The sequence below is a fragment of the Actinomadura kijaniata genome, assembly GCF_014138665.1.
GTDB classification, from domain to species: Bacteria; Actinomycetota; Actinomycetes; order Streptosporangiales; family Streptosporangiaceae; genus Spirillospora; species Spirillospora kijaniata.
In genome coordinates, this window is record NZ_JACJIA010000020.1 from 19,328 (window position 1) to 32,206 (window position 12,879).

Sequence of the window (12,879 nt, forward strand, 5' to 3'; positions counted from 1 at the left end):
CTGCCGCTCGCATCCGGTTGCCCCGGCGGATTCGCTGCTGTACTTCGGCCATCCGGTCGCCCCCGCTCGGGGCGTTGGCGCTGGCCTCCGCCAGTGTCTGTCGCAGTTCTTCTTCGAGTGTGGGCATCTCAGACCCTCCTCGATTCCGCGGTGACGGCGACGATCTGCGGGTCGACGCGCATCTTGGCCAGTGCCTTGCTGGTCTGGAACTTGACGGTGCCGACCGAGCAGCCGAGGATCTCGGCGACCCTGGGCTCGCTGAGGTCCTCGAAGAACCGCGGCACCAGCACCGTCCGCTGCCCGCGCGGCAGCTTCCCGAGGGCCTCCTACGGCAGGGCCCGGTTGTTGACCGCTCCCATGGCGTCGCCGGCGGCGGTGGCCTCGGGCGGCGCGGACGTCGGGACCTCGCCCCGCCACCACGACGTGTGGGTGTTGACCAGGATGCGGTACACGTACGGGTCGGGGTCGTCGCCGATCCGCCGCCATGCCCGCCACGCCTTCACCAGCGCGGCCTGCACCAGGTCCTCGGCCTGCGCCCAGTCGCGGCACAGCAGGTAGGCGGTGAACTCCGCCCGATCTCGCATAGGGCTCGCCTTTCGTCGCGTTCCTGCCGGTACTACCGGTGAGGTCCGCGCGATGAAAACGACGAATGCCAGGAGTTCCGTGTCTGAAGGAGGCGGGGCCGCCGGTGTGGCGGCCCCGGTTTGTTACTCGTCGTCTGGGGTGGGGGCGGTTTTGTTGCGTCCCTTTTTGGTGCCGCTCTGGTAGGCGCTCATGATGCGGCGCACCTCTTCCGGGGAGCGGGTGTCCTGGTCGTCGGGAACGGGTTCCGGAGCCTCGGAGGGCTCGTCGGTGCGCAGTTCCGGGACCAGGTGCTGCTGGGGCCGGCGGACCGGCAGGCCGTGTTCGGTGGTCTGCCGGGGCTCGGGGCTGGGGGCCGGGGCGATCCGGTCGGGCTCCTGCCGCGGGCGCGGTGCCGTGGCGACGGCGGCGGCAGGCTCCTGCGGGGCGGTGATGACCGACAGGCGGACGGGGGCGGGCTTGGCGTTCGGGCCCGTGCCGGTCGGGGTCCTGCGGGCGGTGCCGGTCGTGGGGGTGTCGTGGGGCGCGGGCGGGTCCTCGAACAGGTCGGGGGGCAGCAGGACCACCGCCGACACGCCCCCGTAGGGGGACGGCTTCAGGGTCACCGAGATGCCGTGGCGGCGGGCGATCAGGCCGACGACCCGGTGTCCCAGCTGGGTGGTGCTGGACACGTCGAAGCTGGGCGGGTCGACGATCAGCTGGTTGGCCTCCTGGAGCCGCTCGGGCGACATGCCCACGCCCTTGTCCTCGATCGTCAGGGCCAGCCCGCGGGGGACCGGCTGGGAGGAGATCTCCACCGTGGTGTCGGCGCTGGAGAAGCGCAGGGCGTTGTCGATCAGCTCGGCCAGCAGGGAGATGACGTCCCGGGCGCGGCCGCTGAGCCAGCGCTCGTCGACCGGCTGGGTCGTGACGCGCTGGTAGTCCTCCACCTGGCTGACGGCGTGCCGGACGGCGTCGAGGAGGGCGATGGGCCTGCGGGCGCCGGTGTAGGCGGGCTCCCCGGTCAGCAGCAGCAGGTTCGCGCAGTGGCGGAAGGTCTGGGTGGCGAGCTCGTCGACGCGGACGATCCCGCCGAAGACCGCGGGGTCCAGGTCCCGGCGGCGTTCCAGCTCGTCGAGGGCGAGCAGCTGGCGCTGGGTCAGCGCCTGGGTGCGCAGCGCCTGGGTGCGCAGGGTGTTGCGGAAGCCGAGCCGCTGCTCGGCCAGCTGGACGGCGGCGTCGATCGCGGTCGTCCGCACGCGGTTGATGGCCTGGCCCACCTGCCCGACCTCGTCGTCCCCGAACTCCAGGGGCGGGACCTCGGCGGCGGCGTCGAGCCGCTCGCCCTGGCCGAGCCGGTCGACGACGGCGGGCAGCTTGTCCTCGGCCAGCTCCTGGGCGGCGACCTTGAGCCGGTGGAGCTGGCGCAGCAGCAGCCGCGAGGTGGTGATGGCCAGCGTGATGGAGGCCACCACCGCCACCAGGCCCAGTCCGGCGGCCAGCACCAGGCGCGCCAGCACCCACAGGCCGACGGGCTGGGCGCGTTCCACGACGGCGTCGCCGCCGGCGTCGATGGTGGCGTCCAGGTCGGACAGGACCTGCCGGGTGACCGACTGCCACTGGGCGGCGGTCACGGGCGGACGGTTGCCGCGCACGCGGCCGAGCAGGCGCTCCTCCAGGGACCGCAACTGGGTGAAGGCGCCGCTATGCGTCACCTGGTCCAGGCGGCGCTGGTCGGCGGGCGCCAGCTGGGTGTGGGCGTCCTGGAGCTCCATCCGCGCGGCGCCGACCGCCAGCGCGAACTGGGCCTGCCGGGGCTCGGTGACGCGGGCCCCGGCCAGCCGCGCGGCCATGATGGCGTCCTCGCGGGCCAGCAGCTCGCGGGCCCGCGTCAGCGCGATCAGCGCGCGGCCGTCGGCGGCGATGCCCTGGTCGTCGAGTTCGGCGTTGGCCGAGTGGATCACGAACGTCGCGTCGATGGCCGCGTCGAACGGCTGCACGGCGCTGGTGTGGTCGGTGGTGTCGGCGTCCACCGCCGCGCGCGCCGCCTGCAGCGCGCGCAACCGCTGCGCGGTCAGCTTGACCGCGCGCTGGATCTTCTCACCGGGCGCCTGGTGGGCCTGCCTCTGCCACTGGCGGATCATCTGGTCGGTGCGGGCCCGCTGCTCGACCAGGCTCGGCGGGGCGACGCGGCGTTCCCGGGCGCCCAGGTACACCAGCGACAGCCGGCGCTCGTCCTGGAGCACGTTGGTCAGGGTCTTGGACGGGCGGCCGACGGTGGTGTCCCGCTCGGCGGCCTGCAACAGGTTCCAGCCGTCGCGCACGGTGACCCAAGCGGAGAACCCCCAGAGCGCGATGAGGGAGAGCAGGACCGCTGTGATCTTCGACCGCAGCCGGATCTTGCGGGACTCGGGAGGGGGGCGCAGACGCATCTACCAGTCCTAGCAGGGCGCAACGAGCGGGGAGGCGCAAACAGAGGGCGTCGGTATCTCGGCCGTCGCGGTCCGAACCAGCCGCGATGGTGTCACCGGGCACCCGGATGCACGTGCATCACCATAGCAACGCGGGCCTCACCATGATCCTCGTCAGCGGTCGGAAACGCTTTCGTCATCGAGGGTTCCCCAGTAGTCCCGCCCGTCGCCATAGAAGGCCGCGCTGTACTCGATCTGGCGCCGGAGATAGGTGATCTGCCGGGGGCAGGCCGTGCGCAGGGGCTCCAGGCAGCGGTCGCGGCGGGCGATGAGGTCGTCGATGTGGCGGCGGGCGGCGGTCTCGTCCAGGCCCAGCATCAACGCGTTCAGGTCGCTCCAGGAACGGTCGCGGCCGATGGTGGCGAGGTCGTTGTAGAGCCGCAGGGCCTGCTGCACCAGGCGGCTGGCCCGCCGCAGGACGTCCAGGTGTTCGCGGGTGGCGTCGTCGCCGGTGACGATCCAGTGGGTGACGTTGACCCAGGTCGAGCCGAAGTTGTCGGCGTTGTCGAGGTACTGCCGCCAGGTGGGCGCGTGGCCGGCGACCCATGCCCACTCCCGCTCCATCGCCGTCAGCATGCGCCGCAGCTCCTCGCGCCATACCGGCAGCGCGTCGTGGCCGGCCAGGTCCGCGCGGAGTTCGGCCAGCATCGCTCCCAGCGCGTCGTGCGGAGGGTGGCCGTCGGCGACGCGCAGGCAGCCGTCGACCAGGGCGCGGACCTGCTCGGCGCCGGTGGCCTGGTGGTCGATCAGCCAGTCGACCGCGAAGATCCACAACGCGGTGCGGGCGGGCGCGCGCAGTTGCGCGGGGGTGCACCAGGGGGCGCCCCAGGCGATCGCCTGGGCGACGCGCGTGGCGGTGTCCGGGCCCAGTGGCGGGTCGGGGAACAGCGTCGGGTAGCGGCGCATGCGGTCGTGGAGGTCGCGAGCGCATGCGAGGGCCGTCGCCGTGGTCTGGTGGTCGGTGGCTTCACGCATACGCGTCTCCTGGACGGGCAGGGCCGGAGTTGTCGGCGGCAAGTATGCCGATCGGGGACGGGCCTCAGGCGCGCGGTGCCACCCGCAGCCTGACCGGTTGGCGCGGTTGCACCGTCAGCGACAGCTTGGGCCGGACGGGGTCGGCCACGGCGATGTCGCAGCGGCGCACCAGCTCGGCCACGACCAGCGTGGCCTCCTCCAGGAAGAACGCCTCGCCCAGGCACTGGTGGACGCCGTCGCCGAAGGGCAGGTAGGCGAGCGGGTCGCGGGTGCGGGACCGCTCGCGGGTGAACCGCAGCGGGTCGAACCGCAGGGGGTCGGGCCAGAACTCCGGCAGCCGGTGGGTCAGGTACGGCGAGATGACGAGGGTGGTCCCGGCCCGCACCGGGACGTCGCCGAGGACGTCGTCGGCGGCGGCCATCCGGGGCACCGCCCAGCCCACCGAGTAGATCCGCAGGACCTCGCGCAGCACCATCCTCGTGTAGGAGAGCTCCCGGACGTGGTCGCGCCGCAGGCCGCCGTCGCCGATCACCCGGTCGACCTCTTCCCGCACCCCCTCCAGCACCTCGGGGTGCTCGGCGAGCGCCACCCAGACCCAGGTCAGGGCGATCGCGCTGGACTCGCTGCCCGCCACGAACAGCGCGACGATGTCGTCGACGATCTGCTGGTCGGTCAGCGGCCGCCCGTCGGCGCCGGTGCCCCGCATGAGCTTGGTGATCACGCTGTGCTCGGGGACGGCGTGCCGCCGGGCCTCGGCCAGCAGCGGTTGCAGGATCCGGCGCACCGTCCGGGTGGCGCGCCAGAACGCCAGGTCGCCGGGGAGCGGGACGGCGTGCGGCACGAACGGCAGGGCCATCCGCCACAGCAGGCTCCCCATCGCGGTGGCGATCGACTCGCCGAGGCGGTCGCCCTCCCCGGCGGGGATCAGGTCGCCGAAGAACACCGGGTCGATGACGCGCTGCACCAGGCGCGTCATCTCCGTTCCGGCGTCCACGGGCCCGGCGGCCGCGCGTTCGACCAGCTCGTCGGTGCCGGCGGTGATCCCGTCCAGCATCGCGCCGCTCATCTGCCGCAGGTGGGCGCCGGAGAACGCGCTCTGCAGGATCTGGCGGCTGGCGTGCCACTGGGGACCCTCGCCGCCGATGCCGTCGCCGGTCAGCCGGCCGAGCGCCGACCACATCGCCGCGCCGCGCGGGTAGTTGTCGGCGTGGTCGCGCAGGACGTGCCGCAGGTGGTCGGGATGGGTCACCAGCAGCGGGCGGAACGGTCCCAGCCGGAGCTGCGCGATCCGCCCGGGCTCCTCTCGGGCCAGCCGGTCCAGCAGCTCCAGCGGGCCGCCGCGGCGCACGTCCTTCCAGATGGCGCGCAGCGGCACCGGCCGCAGGGCGGGGTGTTCGGGTTCGGCGGGCGTCTGGACGCCGCTGATGGTCGACATGGCCGTTCCTCGTGCTCAGGTGGCGCGACATCATGCCGACCCCGGGTCCGGGGACGGCGACGAACCGGCCGCCACGCCCGTTCGTAACCTTGAGCGGGATACCCGTTACCGAGCGGACATAAGGGTCAATTTGGACGTGAGCTGGCGCACACGCGGGGTGCCGGCCGGGTGCCGCGGGCGTCGAGGGGAGTCGTCCGCGCCCGGGGATGGTTCAGTTTCCCGGAACGCCCTCTCAAGCCTGGAGTGACGAGTGACCCAGCCCACGATCGACCCGGCCCTCGGACTCATCGACGTCGATTCGCCCCGCTCGCTCCGGGACGTCGAGGGCGGCGTCGCCGTCGTCATCCCCGCCCACGACGAGGAGGACAGCGTCGCCCGCGTGGTCGGGGACGGTTTCAGGGCCCTGGAAGCGCTGGGGGTGGACGGTGAGGTCGTCGTCGCGGCCAGCGGGTGCACCGACGCCACGGCCGAACGGGCCGCCGCCGCGGGGGCCCGGGTGACCGAGGCGGCCGAGGGCAAGGGCAACGCCGTTCTCGCGGGCGTGAAGGCGTCGACCGCGGACGTGGTCTGCCTCATCGACGGCGACCTCCGGTACCTGGGGGACGAGCCGCTCGCCGTCTCCCTGGTCGCCCCGATCCTGCGGGGCGTCGCCGAGGCCACGATCGCGGACCTGTACTGGCGCCCGATCTACCCCCAGCTCTGGCTGCACGGCTTCTTCGCGCCGCTCGCGGGCCGCCTGCTCCCGGAGGCGCTGCCGACGTTCGGGACGACCCCGTGGTCCGGCCAGCGGGCCGCGCTCCGGGAGCTGTGGCCGACCGCGCTGCCCGAGGGCTTCACCTGCGACCTGGCCATCCTGCTGCACTGGCACGACAGCGGCGCCCGCCTCCGCCCGGTGGTCACCGACGACTGGGTGAACCCGCAGCGGCCCAAGCCCGACCTCATGCGCCAGGAGTTCGCCCTGCTCGCCGACCACGCCGTCGCCAACGGCCGGGTCGACGCCCGGCGGAGGGAGGACCTCGAAGCCTGGTTCACGGCCGTTCACGCGTACATGGCGACGTACCGGCCCGGCGAGGACGACCCGCAGGAGTTCGAACGCTCGCTCCTGCGCCGTTCCCTCGCCGAGCTCGACGCCGCGCTCAGCCGCTGAGGAACGCCGGGCGCAGACGGGCGTAGGCCCAGGCCGCGAGGGTGGTGGGGGTCGTCGTCACCACGTCGCGCGGCTGCTCGGGGACCAGGTCGCGCGTCCCGGCCGTCATGCCCACGATGCCCTCCACGGCGCCGGGGGGCAGGCCCGCCGAGCGCAGCGCGGCGCGGACGTCGTCGTCGCCGACGGCCTTGAGCCGGACGGGACGGTCCAGCACCTCGGTGAGGATCCGCGCGACCTGTTCGTAGGTGAGGTCCTCCGGGCCGTGGACGGCCTGGACGAGGTGGCCCTTCCACCCGTCGTTGAGCAGCCGCGCGGCCACGACCTCGCCGACGTCGCGGGGATCGACCCACGGCAGGGGCCGGTCGGGCGGGACCGAGGTGGTCAGCTCGCCGCGGGCCAGGCCGTCGAGGTCCATCAGCAGGTTGGTGAAGAAGTAGCCGCAGCGCAGGTGGAGCGTGTCGGCGGGGGTGGCGTCGAGCCGCTCCTCGATCCAGGCCAGGGCGTCGATGTGGCCGGCGCCGCGGCGTCTCTCGGCGCCGACGCTGCTCAGCAGCACGACCCGGGCGACGTCGCCGGCCCGGGCGGCCTCGACCAGGCCGGAGGCCGTCCGCCGGGAGGTCCCGACGGGGTCCTCGACCGTGTGGGGGGTCGGGTCGACCCAGAAGACCGTCCGCGCGCCGGCGATCGCCTCGCGGACGAACGCCGCGTCGGTCAGGTCGCCGCGCCGCACCTCGACGCGTTCGCCGGTCGCGGCGTCCAGCCGTGCCGGGTCGCGGACCAGTACGCGCGGGCGGACGCCGGCCTGGAGCAGCAGCCGGACCACGCGGGAGCCGACGTGTCCGGTCGGAGTGGTGACGACGATGGTCATCGGTGGTGCCCTCTCGTTTCGGTTCCGTGGAACCGTACGAACGAAAGAGGACGGCCACTGGCCTGTTTCGTCGCGGAATCCGTGGGCTCTGCCCGCGGCCGGTGTTGGGAACGTACACCGACCGCGGGCGGAGCTGGGATAACGGCGGTTTTCACCGCACCACCACGGAGGTGCCATTAGATAACCGCGAGGGGGGCCGGGCCCGCCATGGTTGGGCGCCGAAATTGAGCTGTCCTTAACAAGTCGTTTCGGGCTGTGACTGTGCTGTGGCTCACTGGCCCCGGCGGGTGACCATGACCTTGGAGTCGCGGTAGTACCGGGCCGCTCCGGGGTGCAGGGCCACCGGGTAGGTGGCGGTGGCCGTGCGGTGGTCCAGGCGGCGGGCCTCGGCGTGCGCCTTCACCAGCGTCGGCTTCGCGTCGAACAGCAGGGCGGTGAGCGCCCGCGCCCTGGCGCCGCCCATGTCCGAGCGGACCACCAGCACGTTGGCGATCCCCACGGTGGTGACCTCCTCGCCGAGCGCGTAGGTGTTCGCCGGGATCGAGCGGGCCTGGTAGACCTCTCCGTACTGCTGCTGGAGCCCGTCGACGATGTGCCCCATCGACAGGATCCGGATGCGCGTGGCCGCGGTCAGGTTCGCGACGGCGGGCGTCGGCAGGCCGCCGGTGAAGAAGAAGGCGTCGATCTCGTCCTTGCGCAGCGCCTCGGCCGAGTCGGCCGCCGACATGCGGCGGCGGTCGATCCCGCGGTCGGGGTCGAGGTCGATCGCCTCCAGCACGCGGGTCGCCACCACCTCGGTGCCCGAGTCCGGCGACCCGGTCGACACCCGGCGGCCGCTCAGGTGCGCCATCTGGCGCACCGGTCCGTCGGCCCGCACGACGACCTGGAGGTAGTCGTCGTAGAGACCGGCCAGCGCCACGACGGGCAGCGGGTGGGTGAACGCCCCCTCCCCCCGGACGGCGAGCGCCGCCGAGTCCACGGTCGTGAAACCGACGTCGGCGCGCCCGTCGGCGACCAGGCGGAGGTTCTCCACGGAGGCCGCGGTGGTCAGCACGCGGGCGTCGGCGTGCCACCGGCGCGCGGCGGCGGCCGCGTAGGCCGTGCCGAGCGTGTGGTAGACGCCGCCCTGCCCGCCGGTCGCGATGGTCAGGCGGTCCAGGGGAGGGGGCGGGGCGAGGTCGCAGGCGGCGGCCACCAGGGGGAGGGCCAGCAGCGTCCTGCGCCGGAGGCCCGTCACCGCGCCGCCCGCAGACGGATCCGCGCGTCCACCCCGTGCGGCTCGGCGGGCAGCAGGTCGAGGGACCCGCCGCCCGCCGTCACCAGGGACGTGGCGATGGTGACGCCGAGGCCCGAGCCGTCGAGGTTCTGGTCCCGGGGGTGCCGCCAGAACGGTTCGGCCGCCCGGCCGAGCTCGTCGGGCGCCATGCCCGGCCCGTTGTCGACCACGTGCACCTCCACCCACTCCGGGTCGGGCCGCTCGACCCGCAGCGTGACGGTGCTGCCCGGCCCCGCGAACTTCACCGCGTTGTCGATCAGCGCGTCCAGCACCTGGTCGACGGTGTCGGCGGTGGCCAGGGCGACCGCCGGTCCCTCTCCCTCGCGCGCGAGGGTGACCCCCTCCTCCGCCGCCACGTCCCGCCACGCGGCGGCCCGGGCGTCGGCGACCTCCGCCATGTCGATGGGGCCGAGCTCGGTCGAGGCCGCGTCGGCGTGCGCGTAGGCGAGCAGAGCGTCGTACAGCCGCGCCATCCGCTCGATCTCCTCGATCACGAGCTGGTGGTCCTCCCGGCCGCTGGGCAGCGTCTGGGGGGCGAGGTTGTCCATGGCGAGCCGGACCCGGGCCAGCGGCGTGCGGAGCTGGTGCCCGGCGTAGGAGACGAACGCGCGCTGCCGTTCGATCAGCATCGAGATCTGCTCGGCCATGGCGTTGAACGAGGTGACCAGGTTGCGCAGCTCGCGGGGGCCGGAGGTGAAGCCGACGCGCTCGCCGAACCGCCCCTCGGTCAGCGCGTGCGCGGCGGCGTCGAGCTCGTGGACCGGGCGCAGCAGCCAGCGGGTGAGCCGGGAGGCGGCGAGCACGCCGACCAGCAGCGCCGCCAGGCACTCCCCGGCCAGGGTCGCCCAGTTGCGCAGGGTGGTGGCGCGCAGCCGGTCGGTCGGCGACAGCGTGAGCGCCGCCCCGATGACCTCGCCGTTGCGGGCGATCGGCTCCACGACGATGAGCGGGTCGCTGCTCCACGGCCAGAACACCTCGGCGGTGGCCGACCGGTTCCCCGACAGCGCCTCGTCGATCTTCGCGCGGACGCGCGGCGCGTAGGGATCCACGTCGGTGCCCGACACCAGGACCGGTTCGCCGTCGCGCCCGACGACGAGCGCGCCGATGCCGTACAGCTGCTCGTACTGCCGCAGCTCCGCCCGCAGGGCCATGGTCTGCCCGGTGCGCAGCGCGGTGTCCGCGATCGACGCGAACCGGATGGTGTCGTTGACCCGGTCCAGGAACATCGCCTGGGTGTCCCGGGAGGCGGCCGCCGTGGCGAGCGGCACGCTCAGCACCCCCAGCACGGCGACGATCAGCGTCAGGAACGTTCCGAGCAGCCGCCATCGCATCAGGCGCTCCGGGCCGTGTCCCCGGCGGGCACCAGCCGGTAGCCGACGCCGTGCACCACCTCGACCCGCGCGACGTCACGGATCTTGGTGCGCAGGGTCGAGATGTGCACGTCCAGGGTGCGCGACTTGCCCTGCCAGCCGGTCCCCCACACCTCGCGCAGCAGCCGCTCGCGCATCAGCACGACGCCCTGCTCGCGGATCAGCACGGCCAGCAGCGTGTACTCCTTGGGGGTCAGCCTGATCTCCTGGCCGCGCGCCGAGGCCATCCGGGCGTCCAGATCGACCCGCAGGTCCCCGAGGACGCGGACGCCCTCGTGCCGCGGCCGCGCCCGGCGCAGCACCGCGTCCACGCGGGCCTGGAGCTCGGCGATGCCGAACGGCTTGACCAGGTAGTCGTCGGCGCCGCCGCGCAGGCCCGCCACCCGGTCGCGCTCGGTGCCGCGCGCCGACAGGATGATGATCGCGACCTCGCTGCGCTGGCGGAGCCGCCGGCAGACCTCCATGCCGTCCAGGTCGGGCAGGCCGAGGTCCAGCAGGACCAGGTCGCACGGCGGCGCGGCCAGCGCGGCGCGGCCGTCCACCACGTGCTCGATCTCGTAGCCGCACTGCCGGAGCGACTTGACCAGCGAGGTCGCGAACCTCCGGTCGTCCTCCACCAGCAGAACCCGCATCGCCGTCCCCCGTCCCCCGTCACCCGCGCCGGGGCGGTCGGCGCCCGCCGGAGTCGAAACGTTTCGACCTGCCCTGCCGGACCGCAGGGCCCCGCGTTCCTCCCATCTACCGTGAGATACCACAAATCCCTTCCCGCGGACTCAGGAAACGGAGGGAGATCCCTTCAACTCCCACCTCTTCCAGCCCTTGCCGTCGAGGTTGAAGTTCAGGTCGACGTAGCCGTCGCCCGTCCAGCCGCCCTTCTGGGTGGAGAAGACGCGCGCGGTCGTACAGTTGCGCTTGCCGAGCTTGTACTGGTTCATGACCTTGGTGTAGTCGCAGGTCTTCGACTTGTAGGTGCTGTTCTTGCGCTCCAGTCGCACCCTGACCTTGACGCCGTCGAAGTCCGTGCCGCCGTAGGTCCGGAACCACTCGACGTGGACCCACGCCTTGTGGTTGTAGCCGTCCTTCTGGACGCAGGTCTTGACCGCGATCTTCCCGACGACGGGGAGCGTGTGCTGCTGCCATCCGCTGCACCTGGTCGTCGCGGCGGAGGCCGGCGCCGCGCCGAGCGCCAGGACGCCGCCGGTGACGAGCGGCACGGTCACCACGGCGACGACGGTCCGGGACGGCTTCCATGGTCCGCGCATGGGCGTTCCTTTCTGGTCCGGCCCGGGCGGGGCCTTGGATCTGGCGGGCGAACGACCTTGGATAACGTTTTCCGGAGGAGTTCCGGACGGTCTTTCGTCCTGTTCGCCCTCATGAAGCCGTGCCGTGCCGGGAATGGCCAGAGCGGCGCCGCCGGATTTGATCAGTCCTTAACATCCCGCTACGCGCAGCGCCAGGAAGATCACCATCCGGGGCGGGGACGGGGTCAGACGCGGCGGCGCGGCGCGCGGCGGGGGTAGGCCCTGGCGGTCTCGGCCAGGCGGGCGGAGTGCTCGGCCTGCTTGCGCCAGTGGCCGTAGGCGTCGCCGCGCTGGGCCAGGCGGTCCAGCGCGCGCATCGTCTCCAGCGGGATGAACGCGGGCTCGGCGTCCCGCCAGGGCGTGCCCGGCAACGGCATGAACGTGTGCGTGTGGATGCGGGCGCCGAGGTCGGCCAGCTCGGAGGCCAGGGCCAGGGAAGCCCTCTGGTCGGTCGCGTCCTCGCCGGGCATGCCGAAGATGAAGTCCACGTTCGGGCGGAAGCCCTCGGCGACCGCGATGCGGACGGCGGCGCGGACCGGGTCCGCGCCGTGGCCCCGGCCGGACGCCGCGAGGACGCGGTCGGAGCCGGACTGGGCGCCGATGATGATGTTGTCGTTGGCGACGTACCGCTTGAGCAGGCGCATCGCCGCGGGGGTGACGTGCTCGGGGCGGACCTCGGAGGGGAAGCTGCCGAAGAAGATCCGGCCGTGCGGCGGCAGCTCCTCCCGGACGGCGGACAGCAGCTCCTCGACGGCGTCCAGGTCGGGGTCGGGACCCGGGGAGCCGTAGGACAGGGACGTCGGGGTGATGAAGCGGACGTCGCGCAGGCCGTGGGCGGTGATGCGCCGGACGTGCTCGCGGACGCTGTCGACCGAGCGGTGCCGGAACCTCCCGCCGAACATGAACGGCGTCTGGCAGAACCGGCACGTGTAGCGGCAGCCCCGCGTGATCTCGATCGGCCCGACGGTGCGGCGGGGCGCCGGGAACGACGGGAACGCGTCCAGCGGCGGCTGCGGCGCCGGGCCCGTGCGCAGGGCCACGCCGTCGTCGTCGCGGAGGGCGAGGCCGGGGACGGCGGTCAGCGGCGTCCCGGCGCGGAGCGCCTCGACCAGGGCGACGATCGTGGACTCGCCCTCGCCGATCCCGGCCAGGTCCCAGCCGGAGTCGATGACGTGCTGCGGCTCGGCGGTGGCGTGGACGCCGCCCGCGACGTGCAGGGCGCGCGGGTCGTCGGCCAGCTCCCGGACGGCGGCCAGCTCGGCGGCCATGGCCTCGGCGTCGGGGGAGTAGAACGACCAGAGGACGAGGATCCGGTCGGCCCCGCACGCGGTGATCTCGGCGGCGGTCTCCTCGGGCGTCGTCCCGAACCGGATCTCGCACTCGGTCCCGGCGGCCTCCAGCGCCGCCAGCAGCGCGTGCACCCCGTAGGTCACGGCCTTGCGGTACCGGACCACCACCCCGACGTTCACGGTCAC

The 12,879-nt window shown here is 73.5% G+C and carries 11 protein-coding genes and 1 pseudogene; 1 reads left to right on the forward strand and 11 read right to left on the reverse strand.

Annotated features, from left to right (window positions below):
- Positions 1-128 precede the first annotated feature (128 nt).
- The 5 genes and pseudogenes from HNR61_RS48825 to HNR61_RS43150 all read right to left on the reverse strand — a co-directional run.
- Positions 129-314, reverse strand: a pseudogene (locus HNR61_RS48825) (sigma factor-like helix-turn-helix DNA-binding protein); the annotation flags it as partial.
- A 12-nt stretch (positions 315-326) separates the two neighbouring features.
- On the reverse strand, positions 327-584 hold the full coding sequence (locus tag HNR61_RS48830) for a sigma factor (RefSeq protein ID WP_246444971.1): 258 nt from the start codon (positions 582-584) through the stop codon (positions 327-329).
- A gap of 123 nt (positions 585-707) precedes the next feature.
- A complete protein-coding gene (locus HNR61_RS43140) occupies positions 708-2,993 on the reverse strand; it encodes a sensor histidine kinase (protein ID WP_182848936.1) in 2,286 nt (761 codons plus the stop codon).
- 153 nt (positions 2,994-3,146) lie between these two features.
- Complete coding sequence (locus tag HNR61_RS43145; protein WP_182848937.1) at positions 3,147-4,007, reverse strand: terpene synthase family protein; 861 nt, start codon at positions 4,005-4,007, stop codon at positions 3,147-3,149.
- Between the two features lie 64 nt (positions 4,008-4,071).
- On the reverse strand, positions 4,072-5,442 hold the full coding sequence (locus tag HNR61_RS43150; protein WP_182848938.1) for a cytochrome P450: 1,371 nt from the start codon (positions 5,440-5,442) through the stop codon (positions 4,072-4,074).
- Between the two features lie 250 nt (positions 5,443-5,692).
- On the opposite strand from HNR61_RS43150, the gene HNR61_RS43155 reads away from it, so the two are divergent.
- The gene (locus HNR61_RS43155) at positions 5,693-6,589 is read left to right on the forward strand and encodes a glycosyltransferase (protein WP_182848939.1); all 897 of its coding nucleotides are present in this window, start codon (positions 5,693-5,695) and stop codon (positions 6,587-6,589) included.
- On the opposite strand, the gene HNR61_RS43160 is transcribed toward HNR61_RS43155, so the two are convergent.
- The 6 genes from HNR61_RS43160 to HNR61_RS43185 form a co-directional block, all read right to left on the reverse strand.
- Entirely contained in the window at positions 6,579-7,457 is an 879-nt protein-coding gene (locus HNR61_RS43160) for an NmrA family NAD(P)-binding protein (RefSeq protein WP_182848940.1), read from the reverse strand. The genes HNR61_RS43155 and HNR61_RS43160 overlap by 11 nt on opposite strands.
- Positions 7,458-7,728: 271 nt before the next feature.
- Positions 7,729-8,694 (reverse strand): TAXI family TRAP transporter solute-binding subunit, encoded by a 966-nt coding sequence (locus tag HNR61_RS43165; protein ID WP_182848941.1) that lies wholly within the window; start codon positions 8,692-8,694, stop codon positions 7,729-7,731.
- Positions 8,691-10,064 carry a sensor histidine kinase gene (locus HNR61_RS43170; protein ID WP_182848942.1) on the reverse strand — a complete coding sequence of 458 codons (1,374 nt, stop codon included), beginning with the start codon at positions 10,062-10,064 and terminating at the stop codon, positions 8,691-8,693. The genes HNR61_RS43165 and HNR61_RS43170 overlap by 4 nt, the downstream gene beginning before the upstream one ends.
- Positions 10,064-10,735: a response regulator transcription factor gene (locus HNR61_RS43175; protein WP_182848943.1), complete on the reverse strand. Its 672-nt coding sequence runs from the start codon at positions 10,733-10,735 to the stop codon at positions 10,064-10,066. The genes HNR61_RS43170 and HNR61_RS43175 overlap by 1 nt, the downstream gene beginning before the upstream one ends.
- A 141-nt stretch (positions 10,736-10,876) precedes the next feature.
- Positions 10,877-11,365: a hypothetical protein gene (locus HNR61_RS43180; protein ID WP_182848944.1), complete on the reverse strand. Its 489-nt coding sequence runs from the start codon at positions 11,363-11,365 to the stop codon at positions 10,877-10,879.
- A 224-nt stretch (positions 11,366-11,589) separates the two neighbouring features.
- Complete coding sequence (locus tag HNR61_RS43185) at positions 11,590-12,879, reverse strand: TIGR04013 family B12-binding domain/radical SAM domain-containing protein (RefSeq protein WP_312898370.1); 1,290 nt, start codon at positions 12,877-12,879, stop codon at positions 11,590-11,592.

Excerpts from the sequence above, each read along its gene's own strand:
- HNR61_RS43175 (WP_182848943.1), bottom strand. The coding sequence starts at position 10,735 with ATGCGGGTTCTGCTGGTGGAGGACGACCGGAGGTTCGCGACCTCGCTG.
- HNR61_RS43160 (WP_182848940.1), bottom strand. The coding sequence starts at position 7,457 with ATGACCATCGTCGTCACCACTCCGACCGGACACGTCGGCTCCCGCGTG.
- HNR61_RS43145 (WP_182848937.1), bottom strand. The coding sequence starts at position 4,007 with ATGCGTGAAGCCACCGACCACCAGACCACGGCGACGGCCCTCGCATGC.
- HNR61_RS43140 (WP_182848936.1), bottom strand. The coding sequence starts at position 2,993 with ATGCGTCTGCGCCCCCCTCCCGAGTCCCGCAAGATCCGGCTGCGGTCG.
- HNR61_RS43170 (WP_182848942.1), bottom strand. The coding sequence starts at position 10,064 with ATGCGATGGCGGCTGCTCGGAACGTTCCTGACGCTGATCGTCGCCGTG.
- HNR61_RS43150 (WP_182848938.1), bottom strand. The coding sequence starts at position 5,442 with ATGTCGACCATCAGCGGCGTCCAGACGCCCGCCGAACCCGAACACCCC.
- HNR61_RS43180 (WP_182848944.1), bottom strand. The coding sequence starts at position 11,365 with ATGCGCGGACCATGGAAGCCGTCCCGGACCGTCGTCGCCGTGGTGACC.
- HNR61_RS48830 (WP_246444971.1), bottom strand. The coding sequence starts at position 584 with ATGCGAGATCGGGCGGAGTTCACCGCCTACCTGCTGTGCCGCGACTGG.